12 protein-coding genes, 1 tRNA gene, 2 rRNA genes and 1 pseudogene (1 of these 16 cut by a window edge) are annotated in these 16,581 nt (G+C 53.9%); 4 read left to right on the top strand and 12 right to left on the bottom strand.

Features of this window, described 5'->3' with window-relative positions; genetic code table 11:
• The first annotated feature begins 38 nt into the window (after positions 1 to 38).
• Positions 39 to 467: a hypothetical protein gene (locus tag R5N89_RS00450; protein ID WP_110570231.1), complete on the top strand. Its 429-nt coding sequence runs from the start codon at positions 39 to 41 to the stop codon at positions 465 to 467.
• Positions 468 to 587: 120 nt separating this feature from the next.
• Here the strand turns inward: R5N89_RS00450 and R5N89_RS00445 are convergent, their stop codons facing one another.
• The 3 genes and pseudogenes from R5N89_RS00445 to R5N89_RS00435 all read right to left on the bottom strand — a co-directional run.
• Entirely contained in the window at positions 588 to 836 is a 249-nt protein-coding gene (locus R5N89_RS00445) for a DUF2274 domain-containing protein (protein WP_110570228.1), read from the bottom strand.
• Complete coding sequence (locus R5N89_RS00440) at positions 833 to 2,041, bottom strand: TrbI/VirB10 family protein (protein ID WP_110570229.1); 1,209 nt, start codon at positions 2,039 to 2,041, stop codon at positions 833 to 835. The genes R5N89_RS00445 and R5N89_RS00440 overlap by 4 nt, the downstream gene beginning before the upstream one ends.
• A pseudogene (locus tag R5N89_RS00435) lies at positions 2,038 to 2,208 on the bottom strand (TrbG/VirB9 family P-type conjugative transfer protein); the annotation flags it as partial. The gene R5N89_RS00440 and the pseudogene R5N89_RS00435, both read right to left, overlap by 4 nt.
• A gap of 312 nt (positions 2,209 to 2,520) precedes the next feature.
• Between R5N89_RS00435 and istA the strand changes: the two are divergent.
• Both istA and istB read left to right on the top strand, forming a co-directional pair.
• Positions 2,521 to 4,044, top strand: a complete 1,524-nt coding sequence (gene istA, locus R5N89_RS00430; protein ID WP_110570287.1) for an IS21 family transposase — start codon at positions 2,521 to 2,523, stop codon at positions 4,042 to 4,044.
• The gene (gene istB / locus R5N89_RS00425) at positions 4,034 to 4,813 is read left to right on the top strand and encodes an IS21-like element helper ATPase IstB (RefSeq protein WP_110570286.1); all 780 of its coding nucleotides are present in this window, start codon (positions 4,034 to 4,036) and stop codon (positions 4,811 to 4,813) included. Before istA ends, istB begins: the two co-directional genes overlap by 11 nt.
• A gap of 237 nt (positions 4,814 to 5,050) precedes the next feature.
• Here istB and R5N89_RS00420 read toward each other — a convergent pair whose 3' ends face one another.
• From R5N89_RS00420 to R5N89_RS00400, 5 genes are all read right to left on the bottom strand, one after another.
• Complete coding sequence (locus R5N89_RS00420; protein ID WP_146220236.1) at positions 5,051 to 5,980, bottom strand: hypothetical protein; 930 nt, start codon at positions 5,978 to 5,980, stop codon at positions 5,051 to 5,053.
• Between the two features lie 398 nt (positions 5,981 to 6,378).
• Positions 6,379 to 7,209, bottom strand: coding sequence for a DUF3825 domain-containing protein (locus R5N89_RS00415; protein WP_167400925.1), 831 nt, complete (start codon positions 7,207 to 7,209; stop codon positions 6,379 to 6,381).
• Between the two features lie 567 nt (positions 7,210 to 7,776).
• Positions 7,777 to 8,391 carry a hypothetical protein gene (locus tag R5N89_RS00410; protein WP_110570247.1) on the bottom strand — a complete coding sequence of 205 codons (615 nt, stop codon included), beginning with the start codon at positions 8,389 to 8,391 and terminating at the stop codon, positions 7,777 to 7,779.
• Between the two features lie 386 nt (positions 8,392 to 8,777).
• A complete protein-coding gene (locus R5N89_RS00405; protein WP_110570248.1) occupies positions 8,778 to 9,197 on the bottom strand; it encodes a hypothetical protein in 420 nt (139 codons plus the stop codon).
• A gap of 199 nt (positions 9,198 to 9,396) precedes the next feature.
• Positions 9,397 to 10,278 carry a hypothetical protein gene (locus tag R5N89_RS00400; RefSeq protein ID WP_146220238.1) on the bottom strand — a complete coding sequence of 294 codons (882 nt, stop codon included), beginning with the start codon at positions 10,276 to 10,278 and terminating at the stop codon, positions 9,397 to 9,399.
• Between the two features lie 392 nt (positions 10,279 to 10,670).
• On the opposite strand from R5N89_RS00400, the gene R5N89_RS00395 reads away from it, so the two are divergent.
• Entirely contained in the window at positions 10,671 to 11,480 is an 810-nt protein-coding gene (locus R5N89_RS00395; protein ID WP_110570284.1) for an IS5 family transposase, read from the top strand.
• A gap of 542 nt (positions 11,481 to 12,022) precedes the next feature.
• On the opposite strand, the gene R5N89_RS00390 is transcribed toward R5N89_RS00395, so the two are convergent.
• The 4 genes from R5N89_RS00390 to R5N89_RS00375 form a co-directional block, all read right to left on the bottom strand.
• The gene (locus R5N89_RS00390; protein ID WP_110570270.1) at positions 12,023 to 13,393 is read right to left on the bottom strand and encodes a hypothetical protein; all 1,371 of its coding nucleotides are present in this window, start codon (positions 13,391 to 13,393) and stop codon (positions 12,023 to 12,025) included.
• Positions 13,394 to 13,641: 248 nt separating this feature from the next.
• A tRNA-Met gene (locus R5N89_RS00385) sits at positions 13,642 to 13,718 on the bottom strand.
• A gap of 20 nt (positions 13,719 to 13,738) precedes the next feature.
• Positions 13,739 to 13,854: ribosomal RNA gene (gene rrf, locus R5N89_RS00380) — 5S ribosomal RNA — on the bottom strand.
• Between the two features lie 116 nt (positions 13,855 to 13,970).
• Positions 13,971 to 16,581, bottom strand: a 23S ribosomal RNA gene (locus tag R5N89_RS00375); it runs 130 nt beyond the window's last position.

Genomic DNA, 16,581 nt, shown 5'->3' with positions numbered 1-16,581 from the left:
AATCAGTTTATATTTATAATTATAGGATGAACACTAAATTGACTACAGCAGAGAAGTGGGCGTTCATAAACGAGCTGGATGATGAGTTGTTAAAAGGCGGCGCAACTATGTCAGAGTGGTGTGTCCTTATAGTCCGTGAGTGCGACTACGCGTTCGTAGCAGGCGCAAATCTCGCAACGATTATAACCGCCGTCGCTGCAATTGAAACATATCTGCGTGCTGAATATGCCTGTAATCACCGTATTCGTCTTACCGATTTAATAGATCAATCTCCAATAAATCAGAGTCTTCGTGATCAAATACATAATCTACGAAAATATAGAAATAAGTGGGTGCATATATCATCCCCGGAAAATGATGAGAAAGTTTTAAACAGTGGAGAAAATTACGAAAAAGAATTGGAAGGGTGGGCAAAGTTGGCACAAAGAATTTTAAGATTAACTATTTATGAAAATCAATTCATATGAGTATATTTATATTGCAAGAGGCCGGAAAAACTCGAGCCGCATCAAGGCTGGCGGCTACACCTTCAACCTCCCGATGCAATCTTACCGCAATCGAACTCACCATATTCGCTATCTCGTAAACTACAATGTTCTGATCGGTCGCTGTCTGCCGCGCCGCTGTTTCTGGAAGGCCCGATCAGTTTCCATGAAACGCCCGACCATGAGCGGCACCAGCCTGGCCGCATCGGGGATGGCATCTGCCGCCTCACCTGCTTTCCCCGAGACCAGTTCAGCATACAGCAGCAGGTCGCGATGTATCTCGGCTGGCAGTTCGATCGTCAGCTTGACCGGTCGACTGTCAGGAATGGTGCTGATACGGAGTTTTGTCATGGCGCTGCTCCTTCATGCGGATGCCAAGGTTTGAGGACCAGATCGCGATTGACGATCAGGGTGAACCGCAGGCCGGGCCGGTCGGTCAGCGTGGGCTGAACATCCATGCTGCGGTCGATCAGGCGATTTCCCACCATGGAAAACCCGTTGCTGGCGCCGCTGCGGATCGCCTGAAGCAGGTTGTTCTCACCCCATGATGTCCCGGCTTCGGACCCGACGCTCAGCATGGTTGTCACCAGTGCTGCCCTGAAAAGCTGGCCCCAATGCTGGTCCACCAGATCCTTGAGCCCGGTCTGGCCGATCGCATCGGCGCCCGGGATCCTGTCGAGCACAATGCTCTCACCATCGGGACGGATGAGACGGGTCCAGATCACCTGCGTGCGCTGCTGCCCGAACGAGACGCTGCTGTTATAGGTGCCGAAAAGGGTGCTGCCCTGCGGCACAAGCAGATAGCGTCCGGTCGGACTGTCATAGACGTTCTGCGTCACGTGCCCGATCAATTGCCCCGGCAGGTCTGAACTGACTTTCGAGTTAAGCGCGCCCGCGACGACCGTTCCCGCCTGAATGACGTATGGGGAAACAGGCGGCGTCAGGCGATCCGGGCTGACCGTGACGCGATCAGGTTGTCCCGCCAGAAAGGCACGGTTGGCGGCCTGCCGGTCGTTTGTGCCCGTAGGGGCAACCGGAGCGTCATTCCCGGTTGAAGGCGACGCAGGGACAGGCACGCTGTCCTGCCGCCCGGCATCCTGCGTCTGCACGAAGAGCTTGCTGGCGATGGCTGCTTCGACTTCCTGTTCGGCCCGCTGGTCACCCATGCCCGAAACCGGTCCGGCCCTGCCTTCCTGCTGTGCCTTCAGGATCGGTTTGCCCAGATCACCGGGCAAAGGCTGCCCCAGCCTGGGCACGCCCGTATAATCTTTTGGCAGGGCATCCAGCCCATCGGCCGAAGGTCGCACATCAGAATCCTGCATGGCGGACGCTGGTCTCTGCCGGGCGGAATTCTGCAGCGCATAGCCCAGCGCCAAACCGATCCCGATCATACCCGTGCCCGCCAGCCCCCAGACAACATAGCGCGACAGCCGCACGACACGCGGTCGTTCCGCCCGCAGACGCAGATCGGGCGGCGATGGCGGGACCGCAGGGGATGCGTTTTCTGTGCCGCCTTCCCCTCTTTCGTCCCGGTGTTCTTCCTGCCCGTCCGTCATGACCGCCGTCCGTCGGTGCGTACGATCCGCACCCGCTGCTCGGAGTGTTTGTCGCCCAGACGCAGTTCCGCAGCGACAAACAGGCGATCGACGATCATCCAGTTCTGCCGGACCCGGTAATTGACCAGTTCCGGGCCGCCATCGGCCCCCAGCACGAACAGGGGATGTTGATTTTCACTGAGAACTGACCCGGGTAGGGCGGAAATTTTCATCGAGATTTGACCCATGCCTTCACACTCCCCGGCAGCATCTGCTGGGGGTTTGAGGAGTGATTGAGGTGGTCCCGTCCGTTCGGACAGTTTTGCGGGCTTGATAAGCTATACCCGGTTGTTGTTATGCCGCCCTTCTGACGGCGTTGCTGTTGGCCTGTTGATTTTCACTGAGAACTGACCCGGGTAGGGCGGAAATTTTCATCGAGATTTGACCCATGCCTTCACACTCCCCGGCAGCATCTGCTGGGGGTTTGAGGAGTGATTGACATGGAGCTTCTGAGTGTGATCCGTCGGTGGCACTGCCGGGATCATCTTCCGATCCGCGAGATCGAACGCCGGACGGGACTGTCACGCAATACGATCCGGAAATATCTCCGGGCACAGAGTATTGAACCACGGTTTCAGGTTCCCGAACGTCCCAGCCGACTGGACCCGTTTGCTGACAGGCTGAGGGGATGGCTGGTCCTGGAAGCCGCTCGCCCCCGCAAGAACCGGCGCACGGCGCGACGACTGCATGAAGACCTTGTGGCGCTGGGTTATGATGGGTCCTACGGACGGGTGGCCGCTTTCATCCGGCAGTGGAAACACGAACAGCGCCAGGCACGCCAGACAACGGGTCGGGGTGTTTTCGTGCCCCTGTGCTTCCAGCCCGGGGAAGCCTTCCAGTTCGACTGGGGCGAGGACTGGGCGGTGATTGCCGGGCATCGCGTCAAGCTGCAGGTTGCCCACACCAAACTGTCCTTCAGCCGGGCCTTCATACTCAGGGCCTATCCCCTGCAGACCCACGAGATGCTTTTCGATGCGCTTACCGAGGCCTTCCGCGTGCTCGGTGGCGTGCCGCGGCGGGGTATTTTTGACAACATGAAGACCGCCGTGGACCGGATTGGGTCGGGCAAGGCACGTCAGGTCAATCTGCGCTTCATGGCCCTGGCCAGCCATTATCTGTTCGAGGCGACCTTCTGCAATCCGGCAGCCGGATGGGAGAAAGGGCAGATCGAGAAGACCGTGCAGGATGCCCGGCGCCAGATCTGGCAGGATCTGCCTGCCTTTCCTGATCTGGGGGCGCTGAACGCCTGGCTGGAAGCCCGCTGCCTGGACTGTTGGGAACGGCTGCAGCATGCTGAATTGCCGCACAGCGTCTCCGAGGTCCATGCCAGCGAACGTCCCCACCTCATGATCCCGGGGCGGCCCTTTGACGGGTTTGTCGAACAGACCAAGCGCGTCTCACCAACCTGCCTGATCCAGTTCGAAGGCAATCGCTACAGCGTGCCGGCCTCCTTTGCCAATCGTCCGGTCAGCCTGCGGGTTTATCCCGACAGGCTACGCATTATCGCCGAAGGGCAGGTTCTGTGCGTGCATGACCGGATCATCACGCGTTCGCATGGTGTGCCAGGCCGCACGGTGTATGACTGGCGGCATTATCTGGCGGTCATCCAGCGCAAACCGGGCGCCCTGCGCAATGGCGCGCCGTTTACCGAATTGCCAGCCGCCTTCCGGACCCTGCAGGATCAACTGCTCAGGCGGCCTGGAGGCGACCGGGAAATGGCTGAAATCCTGGCCCTTGTGCTGCAGCATGATGAGCAGGCTGTCCTCTGCGCGGTTGAACTGGCACTTGAAGACGGCGTGGCGACCAAGACCCATGTTCTCAATACGCTTCATCGCCTGATCGATGCCAAGAGAACCGTGGTTCCCCGGCTTGATGCCCCACAGGCCCTGGTGCTCGCACACGAACCGTGCGCCGATACAGGGCGGTATGACATCCTGCGAAGGGACAGCCGCCATGCGTCATGATCCTGCTGCTGCTTCACTTGTCGTCATGCTCCGTGGATTGCGGATGTATGGCATGGCCCAGGCCACGGCCGACCTCATCGAGCAGGGCGCGCCCGCCTTCGAGGCGGCCATCCCCATCCTCTCGCAGCTCCTGAAGGCGGAACTGGCCGAACGCGAAGTCCGCTCCATCGCCTACCAGACAAAGACCGCCCGGTTCCCCGCCTACAAGGACCTGTCCGGGTTCTCCTTTGCCGATACGCAGGTCAACGAGCCCATGATCCGCCAGCTCCATGGCGGGGACTTCATCGAGCGTGCTGAAAATGTCGTGCTGATCGGTGGCCCGGGAACCGGGAAAACCCACCTGGCGACCGCGCTGGCCATCCAGGCGATCACCCATCACCGCAAGAAGGCGCGCTTCTGGTCAACGGTCGACCTGGTCAATGCGCTCGAACAGGAAAAGATCACCAACCGGGCCGGGCAGATTGCCGACAGGCTGCTCCGCCTGGATCTCGTGATCCTTGATGAACTCGGTTATCTCCCCTTCAGTGCATCAGGGGGCGCCCTGCTGTTCCATCTGCTCAGCCGCCTCTACGAGCGCACCAGTGTCATCATCACAACCAATCTCAGCTTCAGTGAATGGGGTGATGTCTTTGGTGACCCGAAGATGACGACGGCGCTCCTCGATCGGCTGACCCATCACTGTCATATCCTCGAGACAGGAAATGACAGCTACAGGTTCCGCGCCAGCACCGCCGCGTCAAAAAACAAAAAGGACAGATCCTCTTCTTGACCGCCCGCCTCACTATGCCTGAAATAGCATCTGGCTGGGTCAATTCCTGATGAAAAACCCGGGTCAGTTCTCAGTGAAAATCAACAGTCTGACTCTGAAGGCTATACCCGAGCCAGCACGCTCTCCCCTTTCCCGGCAGAAAAATGTCGGCAAAGGGGGGGAAGCGGTATGTCCGTTTTCGGACGGCACCAACACGTTAGGGATTTTCTTCGCCTCCAACCTCCTGATTGTATATTGTTAACTAAAAAAAGCTTTCTGTGCCTGAATATTTTCAGTGCATCCATTAAGAATATTCTTTGGAGAAATGCATTGGAAGCGAAGACTTAATACACCGAGAGCGTATATATATGACAAAAGCATAATGAAATAATAGCTTTCATAGCGCTCTAAAGTCGACTTACTCGTTCGGAAAGGACTAAGCACATTGCCGTGCGCACGCTCATTGCGAATAGTAAAGAGAAGAAGCGAAAGAAGCACTTCAGATCGTTGATTAGGACTGCCCAAATTTTCCTTTTTAGTGAGATCTAGCGCAGGGTCAGACGCGGGTTTCGATCGCGTTCCAGCCTTTCCAGACATATAAAGCTTCAAAAGACTCGCTGCATTGCCACGATTGGTTTCTGCTATATTAGGACATAGGTTTCCCGACTTGTCTAAAGCATATTTACGAACGAAAGCAGGATAAAACTTTGGTCCAAATGCGTGCAACGCCCTTTTATATAATGGGTCGTTCTCACCTTCTTGGGTTAAAGCTGCCGCCAATAAGCGTTTTGCTAAAAGTTCATACGTGCGTAACGGCATGGCCAGACAAAGAGAATCAATTATCTGCTCCCAAGACGTACTATCTGCTGTGAACAAGCGTGATGAAGTCCCCTGAACAATTCCTTTGATCCCTCTACGCGAGAACCAAGGGGAGGCTGCAATATCGATAATCCGGAAAAAATTATCGAAAGCGTAGTCAGGACGGTGTGGAACTTGATCAAGAGCATCCAGAAGGTGCCCAACACAGCGCTGATAATCAGCGTTGCTATTTTGTGCGATTGAGATAGGCTTGAATAGTTCTTTATCCTTTATTTCGGAAAGTCGACGAATGAACATTTCTTCAGCTTTGAAGCTCGTCTTGGCTGGCCAAATATTATGTGCTTCTACTCGAGCGTTTGCAAAATTCATTTTAAATACATTTCCTAATTTTTACGTTGGCTAGAGCAGATCCTGTTTGAATGCGTGCATTCAAGCAGGTAAAGATGCTCGTAAAAACAATAAACTAGAGCATTTCCACCGAACCGGTTTTCGGTGGAAATGCTCTAGGCTACACAGAATCTGGATATTAGATTATAATATTTAAGAAATTTTCCTATACGGATAGACAGGAGAAGAAGGCTATTGGCTCCGCCTTGTGAGCCACGCTAATATCGGTTTAGGCATATTCTACTGATAGAAAGATTCAATGTGTAATCGTGCGGATAATTTTCCCGCAATATCTGTTCGGAAACGATCATGTTTGGCCAGTCTTTCGAGATTTTCAAAGAAATGACGAAGATATTAGGAAATATCGTGGATCCATATACTTAGGAGGACGCATCTTCTGGATTCTCAATTTCTGATTCGGTTGCAATTGCCGCATGTTCTTTCCACGCTTGTAAAAGCCAATGAGGAAGTTGGTCATGCCTTTGAACGGCAACCCGTGCGTTCGCAAACGGCATTACAGGATTTAAAATAGTCCTGACCAAAAGACTCTGTGGATTGACTTGAATTGGTGCAATTAGGTCCGGCGCGAGGGTGATGTCCTCTCGACTACTCAAATAAAGAGGAACCACGTAACTCATGCGGCCATAGTACCAATAAGGGAGTTCGAGCCTACGATTGAGAGACCACTGGATAGCCCCAGAAACAGCGCACATTTGTGCAACGCGTGGTGTATTCTGCAGAAAAGGCGCGCGATCAGCGTTATCGTCTAAAATATGGTCATGCATCATGACAATCTCGACGCCGTTGGGAATAGCCGTGGGGGCAGGGATTTCCGGTGGAACGGGCAATGTAGGTGCCGACATGTTTGATTCGACCGCGACTAGATAAAATGGCTCCCGACCTGCATTCCGGTTACGTTGAAATGCTAGATATATTGGCGTTCCATAACGAGTTTGCAGATGACCTGCGGTAACATAGAACTGTCTGTCACCTTGCGTAAATTGGCCTTGTTCAATGCTCCATGCGACCTGAACAGCGAGGTATTTTTTCAGAACATAGTTATGAACGCCCCAATTCTCGTTAAGAGCCATACCAGCTAACTTATCGAGCAACTCGTGTGGGATGAAGGCAAAATTATTTAACCGCTCAACTACGCGGTTAGTGTAGGGGTCACCCCATGCTGAAAGTATTTCTTCCTGTCTAATTGTCATACCTTTGCCCCCTTCCATGTTAGAAATAGGATATAATAGATGATTCAAAAAATACCTAATAGAGGCAGGCGCGTTTGTCCCGGACTTTCCTCTAACAGCAAGTAACGGAAAGCCGATCTCACATGCGGATTGGCCTCCACAAGAGCCTGTGGCGACCAAAAATCCGGCCTGAGCGTCTGCTTTCTTCCGTTCTTCATCCGGAGCCCGACAGTCACCAATTAGGTCTATCGCGGTTCACGCGGCAATGTCTGCTTTCGAGAGAGCCACATCTATGCAAGTTGGTCCGAGATGAAGGCGTAAGCAGAAGATCCACTTACGCTTTCTTGTCAAACGTGGGTGAAGCGGTATGCGCTTCCTATTAACGGACATAGCAACATGCTGTGCAAAGATTGGTCACTGCCAATCTTCGGGCGGTTCAATTTCTGATGGCTGAACGTTACACGGAAGCCGCAAAGGTAGAGCGTAAATGCTCCAGCAAAAGCGTTCGGGCTGCACGGTTTTCCCGGCTTATCGAGGAAGGGTGATTGATTCGATAACAGTCAATTGAGCCATATAGAGTGAAACATTCTAGCTTTGTCTTGTCAAACTTTCCAACAGGTCGCCAGTCAGTGCACACACTTTCTGGGCCGGAGAGTGGGAAAAACTCTCGCCGGACAAGTACAGATGCCCCCCATTGGCAAAGATGATAACATCGGGCTGGAGAACGTTAATCTCGGCTTTCAGTAGCTGCGCGGACAGGGATTTGACCGTGTCATAATGCGGCTGCCCTGGCTGAGGCATTGTGTCTTTGAAATCCATGCAAAACAGGTTGCACCAGGCCACGTTCCCATCGCCAACGATATCTCCTACAGACCGCATGAAGTTCCAGAAAGTTTCTCCTCGGTTCTGCTTTTTTTTGCTGCCATGGCGCGCCGAGAAATTCGTATGACACTCAACCATCGCATCGATGTGGCGCTCAAGCGTATCATAAGAGCCGGTGGACGCTGGTCGTTTCCACCCCCGCGTTTCGCGCCCGACGATCATAACTCTTCGGCCAGACTTCCATTCAGCGGGAGCACCCGGAAGAAAGATATCGGAGTATCCCGCGATACCCTCAACCACCGTGGTACGGTCAAAGAAATTAATATCGTATCCAGAAAGAATTTTTAAATATTCAGTCTTAAGGGTGTCGGTCAATGACATCAGGTATCACCTCATTTTATGCCGGATACTATTAGATGATTCGATACATTACGCAATTATCGCCTTTAGGCGTTTTACCTCATCGCAGTCTGGTTTGCTCTCTCAGAGCCTGACTCAAAAAGCGTTTTGACTAGGTTTTGGCAGAAAATGGTGCGTTCAAATTATGTCCGCTATGTGGAAAGCAATGTAGCGGCTTGAAAGTCTGCCATGAGGGCGGCTACTGTCTGTCTGCTCTGTTTCCGTTGAGCAGACAGACGGTTTTGGGGGGGGAGCGGAATGTCTCCTATTCGCCATAGTAGGCAAAAATCCGTCATTCATTTCATGATGCTCAACGCGGTTCGCCGCGACAGCCTCGTCTTTTCATAGATTGAGGTGAAGATTGGCGCTCAAACGAAACCCATGTACTCAGCTGCTCGGCGTTCGATCCGTTGAAACTCGAGGTGTTCTGGATAACCATCTAGGCCAATCACCTTGATAGGTCCCGGCGACGGAGAGTGCATACATACGATCGTTGCCGTTACGGCGTCGTCTGGAACGATGGCCTCATGATAAACATGATTTTCTATGCGGTAGCAGTCACCCGCCTTGAGGGTTTGGATATTACTCACTCTTGCCCGCACTCGCTCAGCAGTTTTTTGCAAAACGTTCGCAGTATTTCTAACATATTTGTTGCCAGCGTAGGCCACTTCGTACACAGGCTGCCCTCCGGCCGTTACTGCCGAAACGTCATAAAGAACGTTCTTGATCTGCCCTGTGAGAATTCGGCTCTCAATCATTTTGTCGTGGGTGTGGATCATCCCCGGCATGCCAGTCAAAATTCTTGGTCCTTTCGGCCACCAATGAAGCCGCCAGTCTTCGAACCCGGACCTGAGGAGGACTACGGCGAAGCCGTGCGGGTGAACCAGACAGGTAGGATCTGACGCCTTCACCCACGACTGGAGGCTTGCAAATAGGGCAGAAGTTGAAGCCGATCTGACGTAATCGAGCGTGAGTGGGAAAGGAATTTTAACGGGCATATGGTGAGGGGGCAGTTTTTGCCTTCGCCGCACCAGCGCCGACAGTTGCTAGCAAAGAAGATCCGTCTAACATTTCCTCCAATGTTGTCGGTAGTGACAAGCCATTGCTTCCAGGCCTAACCTTTATCGCATCATCGCGCGTCCAATTGAATTCGGTCAGGAAGGCTGAGTAGGCCCTATCATCGCGGCGATAACGTGACGCTGTATCCTTGGGATCTTCCCGGGTGACGATAAGCTCGTCTGATGATCCGTCAATTCGGAAAATCGAAAGTCGATCGCTCAAATAAAGATCAACCTTCACTAGGCTGCTGTGGGTCACCACGGTATCGATCAGCCGCAAGATCGTCGCCAACACTTCCTGCTGCACATATTCCTTTGTCCACACCTTGGCGTCAAAGGAGGTACTTTTCCGGTAAGCCGCGTATTTCTCGCATAAAGCGTCATTACGAAAATTGAGTAGCACTACTTCGATTTGGACAGGCCTGCGGGACTTTATGGCGCTATTCACGAGTACAGGGAGAATTTCCGCCCTGAAATGGCGGCCAGTGCGCACGAACAGCTTATAGTCTGCCGTATTCTCGGCTATCTGCCTAAGGGCTTGGCCAACATCTTGAGGCAGCAGCTCTTGGGCAGAGGCAAGTTCGAAGGGGTCTTCGAAGAAAAAGGCAAGATAGAGCGCAGACCCAAGGGAGAATATGGCGCTGGTGACAATCGAAACTAAGACACTAATGAGCAGGTTCCAGCCGCGAGTGTCCAATGTGAACCAATAAAGAATCCATACGATAAAACAGGAAACAATGATAATTAAGATCGATGAAAACAGGAAAAATTTACGCTGGTAAGGCGAACTCATAACACCAGAAAGTGACATTTGATCCTCTCCGTTTTGTCGATATTAAACGCGGAATGCCATCGAAACCAAGCTGCTTCGATGGCCACTAAAATCGGATTGATGCCGCCCTCTCGGACCCGCGCAAGTGTTAATTAAGTAAATATATAAGACATTCCCCTGTTAAAATAGAATTTATAGTAAGTTATTTATATAATTTTACACGAAATCAAATTCATATACTAATTATATTTGATGATTTATATTGATAAAATGTCGCAATTTCTTGGATTCCCATAAGAAAACAATAATTTTCCATCCTAAAATGAACAAGTGTTTTTTCGCATAATTAGTATTTGTCGGGATAGTAGCTTGTAGTAGAATGCCTAGAGGGTGTTATGTATTTTCGTGCCTGATTGGTGCAGTAATGAGGGATGACGCCTGCACGCAAACCGTATCCCTCTGATGTATCAGATGAAGAATGGTCTCTGGTTGTCCCGTATCTGGTTCTGATGCGCGAGGATGCGCACCAACGACATCACGCATTGCGCGAACTGTTCAATGGATTGCGTTACGTGATCCGCTACGGAATTGCCTGGCGCGCCATGCCGAATGACCTTCCGCCGTGGTCGGCGGTCTACCAGCAATCCCGTCGCTGGATGGAGGCAGGCTGTTTTGACGCGTTGGTGTCTGATCTGCGTGCCGTGCTGCGTATCGCTTCTGGCCGCAGGGCGGAGCCAACGGCAGCCATTATCGACAGCCGGACATTACGTTCGACGCCGGAAAGCGGTTCCCGCGCCGGATATGATGGAGCCAAGCGCAAAAGGGGATCAAAGCTGCACATGGCCGTGGACACATTGGGGTATCTGCTGGCCCTGCATGTCACACCAGCCAGTCGGGATGATCGCGCCGAAGTCGGACGTCTTGCCGCCGCCATTCAGGACGCGACGGACGAGAGCGTTGAACTGGCCTATGTCGATCAGGGATATACCGGCGAGAAGCCTGCCAGGGCAGCACGGGCCCAGGGGATCGCCCTTGAGGTCGTCAGGTTGTCCGAAGCCAAACGCGGCTTTGTGCTGCTGCCGCGCCGATGGGTTGTCGAGCGATCTTTCGCATGGGCAACACGTTGTCGTAGGCTCGTCAAAGATTACGAGCGTTACGCTTCAACACTCGCAAGTCTCCATGTCATTGCGTTCGCGTGCTTCATGCTTAGAAATGCAGCTATGCTCGCCCAAGGTGCATAACACCCTCTAGAGAAATTGGGTTCCCACGGAGCATGAGATGGCTTGGTATTTAAATCTAAATGATCTTCACAAGACAGGTAAGCCTCAAAACACTTGGTGGACTCACTATTACAATCCTGGGAGCGAAGTTCCTATATCGGGAATCTACAAGTGCCGACACTGCAAGAAAGAGATTACATCGAACAAGGGCGATCCTCTCCCGCCTCAGAATCATCACCAACATGCGACCAATCTCGGTTCCATCCAGTGGGAATTGATCGTCCGTACGAACACAGAAGGCAATTAAGCGAGAGGAGGAATAACCGCTATCCGCTACTGTGAGATCCAAAGGCACCACGCGACTCCTGCCTCCAATCGCAGCCAACCGACGATAGTTTTATACGAGGCTGAAGCTTCTGCTTTCGCTGAAAACCGTCATCGTAGCAGCGAAGCGGAGACGACGACTTTGTCCCAAACTCTGTCTATAGCGGTCTGCTTGACAATGTCGGCTTTCGGGCAATGGTCACAGCCGCTTTAATGTCTGACATGAGGGCGTAAGCGGACTATTTCCTAAGCCTGATGATTCCGAGTTCGTGCCACATCCACCCGAAATCGTAGGCAGCCATGGCACCGCCACTCCCTTGGGCGCGGACCGTAGTGTTTTCGATATCCTTCAACCAGATGGCCACCTTTTTCCGTCCTGAAGCTGTCTGGACGGCCTGGCGCGGCGTCATATCCCCCAAGGCCGGGACTGGCTCATCAAGCACCTGCCGATAGTGCCGCTCCAGCATCTGCCCGATAATCCGGGCTTCCTCCTCGGGCGGGATCTGCAGTTCTGGCGAGACCTCCCGTCCCTGCATCCCCCGGTCTTCCGTCGCCTGCGCCGGCGTCATGATCTGCGTGAGCGGAGCGCGCACGAGATCTCCCAGACCGACCTGCAGCATGGCACGGCCACGTTCGGCGCGCTCTTTCGAGTTCACCTGCAGCCGCAACTGCCGCCCCTTCAGGTCCAGCGTGCCCAGCACGATCGCGCCGTCATCCATCTCCGTGCGCAGGAACCGCCCGTTTTCATCCCGTCCAGCCTTGCGCACGGGATCGCTCATCGGCTCTTTCAGCCAGTTCCAGAACGACCGGCTCTCTGCCCGCAGGGCTGCCATCCCGTCAAGCACATCCGCCACCATCTTCTGCGTCACGCCCTTTGCCAGCGGGAAACACACTTCGTGGAAGACCAGATCCTCCCCGTCCCCATTGAACAAAGCTGGCCCCTCCATCTGCTGGGCCATGTCCTCCAGTGTCCGGAACAGCCAGGTCAGCGTGAACATCGGCGCAAGCTCACGCAGCGTCTGCGTATCGACTTTCGGAAACTCCGCCGTGCCCCGCCGCTTCCGAAGCACCTTGTAAAGGTGCTTCGCCAGATCCTCACAGGCACCCCGTGAATAGGCGAGCAGCCCGCCTGCCAGAATGGTCTTTCCATCGGACGGCACGAGACGTGCTGCAATCCGGTCCCACTGTTCCAGTGTCCGGGTTGCCGTGCCTTCATGCACCAGAACCGGATCACCACCCCGCAGCAGGTCTCGCGCCATCAGGCTCTGGCCGGGTTTGATGTCCGAGACTTCATACAGGCTCATGACCGAAGCCTTGAGGGCACGCATATAGGCGCTGTTACGCGGCCCTTCCTTCCAGCCCCGACGCTCGAGGTAAACGTCCACGAAGTTCCGGCCGTCATCCCAGTCCTGCCCGAGAAAATCCTCGAAGGCGCAGCCCCATAGCGTCATGGCGACGTCGGGACCGATCATCTCCGCCAGATCCTCGAACGTGATGTTACCCACTTCCAGCGCCGGACCGATGTGATCGCCGAGCACTTCGCCAAAACACTCCTGCCAGTCCTCCTGACCGAGATAACGGATCAGTCCCGTGAGTTCGTCTGCGGCCATGGCTGCTCCTGCGTCTCCTGATACGGACAGCAAAGGGGCAGACTGTCCTGACTCGATGAGGCAAGGATAATACCCCGAAACAGGCGACAGGGTGCCCCGCTCTTCAATCACGCATTTGTGAAAGTGGACAAAAATGCGCCCCGGCACCTTTCCGTCTGTTTCCTATGTGTTTCCTGCGGGAGATTCTAGGCACAAAAAAAGCCACCCTATTGGGTGGCTTTTTCTTAGTCTTTTCAGACACATACAGATGGTTGCGGGGATAGGATTTGAACCTATGACCTTCAGGTTATGAGCCTGACGAGCTACCGGGCTGCTCCACCCCGCGGTTGTGGGGGAGACTGGAAGACCTGGCGGCGACCGACTTTCCCGTGCCTTAAGGCACAGTATCATGGGCGCTGGGGGTTTTCACGGCCGAGTTCGGGATGGGATCGGGTGGATCATTCCCCGCCATGGCCACCAGGTCATCGAGTCTCCCCGTATGGGGTTGGACTTGATGTGGATGGGTTGGTGTTTTTTGTATGACTATGTATTGAGAGTGGATGACTGCTGTGCATGTGTGTTGCCACGATTGTGGCGATGGAATGAGCCTATTGGGCGATTAGGACCAGTCAGCTGCACGCATTACTGCGCTTCCACACCTGGCCTATTGACGTGATGGTCTATCACGGCCCTTGGGGAGACCTTGTTTTGAGGTGGGTTTCCCGCTTAGATGCTTTCAGCGGTTATCCCGTCCACACTTAGCTACCCGGCTGTGCCGCTGGCGCGACAACCGGTGCACCAGAGGTATGTTCATCCCGGTCCTCTCGTACTAGGGACAAATCCTCTCAAGTCTCCAACACCCACGGCAGATAGGGACCGAACTGTCTCACGACGTTCTAAACCCAGCTCACGTACCACTTTAATCGGCGAACAGCCGAACCCTTGGGACCTGCTCCAGCCCCAGGATGTGATGAGCCGACATCGAGGTGCCAAACCTCCCCGTCGATGTGGACTCTTGGGGGAGATCAGCCTGTTATCCCTAGAGTACCTTTTATCCGTTGAGCGATGGCCCTTCCACGCGGGACCACCGGATCACTATGGCCGACTTTCGTCTCTGATCGAGCTGTCACTCTCACAGTCAGGCGGGCTTATGCCATTGCACTCGACAGCCGGTTTCCGACCGGCCTGAGCCCACCATCGCGCGCCTCCGTTACACTTTGGGAGGCGACCGCCCCAGTCAAACTGCCCACCATGCAGGGTCCCGGACCTGGCTAACAGGCCTCGGTTAGACATCAGAAACAGTCAGGGTGGTATTTCAAGGATGGCTCCACCGGAACTGGCGCCCCGGTTTCAAAGCCTCCCACCTATCCTACACAGAATGTCTCTGATGCCACTGCAAAGCTGCAGTAAAGGTTCATAGGGTCTTTCCGTCTGACCGCGGGTACCCCGCATCTTCACGGGGAATTCAATTTCGCTGAGCCGATGCTGGAGACAGCGGGGAAGTCGTTACGCCATTCGTGCAGGTCGGAACTTACCCGACAAGGAATTTCGCTACCTTAGGACCGTTATAGTTACGGCCGCCGTTTACCGGGGCTTCAATTCGGTGCTTGCACACCTCCTCTTAACCTTCCGGCACCGGGCAGGCGTCAGGCCGTATACGTCGTCTCTCGACTTCGCACAGCCCTGTGTTTTTACTAAACAGTCGCTACCCCCTGGTCTGTGCCACCCGCCGATGGTTGCCCACTGACGGGTCTTGCTTATCCCGAAGTTACGCAAGTAATTTGCCTAGTTCCTTCAGCATCGTTCTCTCAAGCGCCTTGGTATTCTCTACCAGTCCACCTGTGTCGGTTTCGGGTACGGTCTATATGCCAGAGCTATTTCCTGGAATACTCCAAAAGCCGGATCAATCCGATAAGACCCGACAACATATTGTATTCGTCACTTCTGGCAGGCCCGGGAATATTTGCCCGGTTTCCATCGACTACGGCTTTCGCCCTCGCCTTAGGGGCCGGCTCACCCTGCGCGGATTAACCTTGCGCAGGAACCCTTGGACTTTCGGCGACAGTGTTTCTCGCACTGTTTGTCGCTACTCATGTCAGCATTCGCACTTCCGATATCTCCAGAGAGGGTCACCCCGTCTCCTTCACAGACCTACGGAACGCTCCGCTACCGCGCATTCATAGAATGCACCCACAGCTTCGGCACGTGGCTTGAGCCCCGTTACATTTTCGGCGCAAGGTTTCTATTAGACCAGTGAGCTATTACGCTTTCTTTAAAGGATGGCTGCTTCTAAGCCAACCTCCTGGTTGTTTTGGAATCCTCACATCCTTTCCCACTTAGCCACGATTTGGGGGCCTTAGCTGGTGGTCTGGGCTGTTTCCCTCTCGACAATGGACCTTAGCACCCACTGTCTGTCTGCCGAGCTCATACTTCCGGGTATTCGGAGTTTGGTTAGGTTTGGTAAGGCTTTGGGCCCCCCTAGCCCATCCAGTGCTCTACCCCCCGGGGTAATACTCGACGGTCTACCTCAATAGATTTCGCGGAGAACCAGCTATTTCCGAGTTTGATTGGCCTTTCACCCCTAGCCACAGCTCATCCCCGACTTTTTCAACAGGCGTGGGTTCGGCCCTCCAGTGCGTGTTACCGCACCTTCAGCCTGGCCATGGCTAGATCACTCGGTTTCGGGTCTTCTGCCAGCAACTCGTCGCCCTATTCAGACTCGCTTTCGCTGCGCCTACACCTAACGGCTTAAGCTTGCTGCAAACAGAAACTCGCTGACCCATTATACAAAAGGTACGCCGTCACCCCATAAGAGGCTCCGACTGCTTGTAGGCATTCGGTTTCAGGTCTATTTCACTCCCCTCGTCGGGGTGCTTTTCACCTTTCCCTCACGGTACTTGTTCACTATCGGTCACCAGGGAGTATTTAGGCTTGGAGGGTGGTCCCCCCATGTTCAGACAGGATTTCACGTGTCCCGCCCTACTCAAGGACTGTTCCTGACACTACGCATACGGGGCTATCACCCGCTATGGCCGGACTTTCCATTCCGTTCTGCTTCTTCAAAAACAGCCACTGGCCTGTTCCGCGTTCGCTCGCCACTACTAGCAGAATCTCAATTGATGTCTTTTCCTCCGGGTACTTAGATGTTTCAGTTCCCCGGGTTCGCCTCATGTCCCTATGTATTCAGAACATGATACCCATCGCTGGGT

Source organism: Komagataeibacter sucrofermentans DSM 15973, from assembly GCF_040581405.1.
GTDB classification, from domain to species: Bacteria; Pseudomonadota; Alphaproteobacteria; order Acetobacterales; family Acetobacteraceae; genus Komagataeibacter; species Komagataeibacter sucrofermentans.
This window is presented reverse-complemented; position numbering and strand designations above follow the sequence as displayed.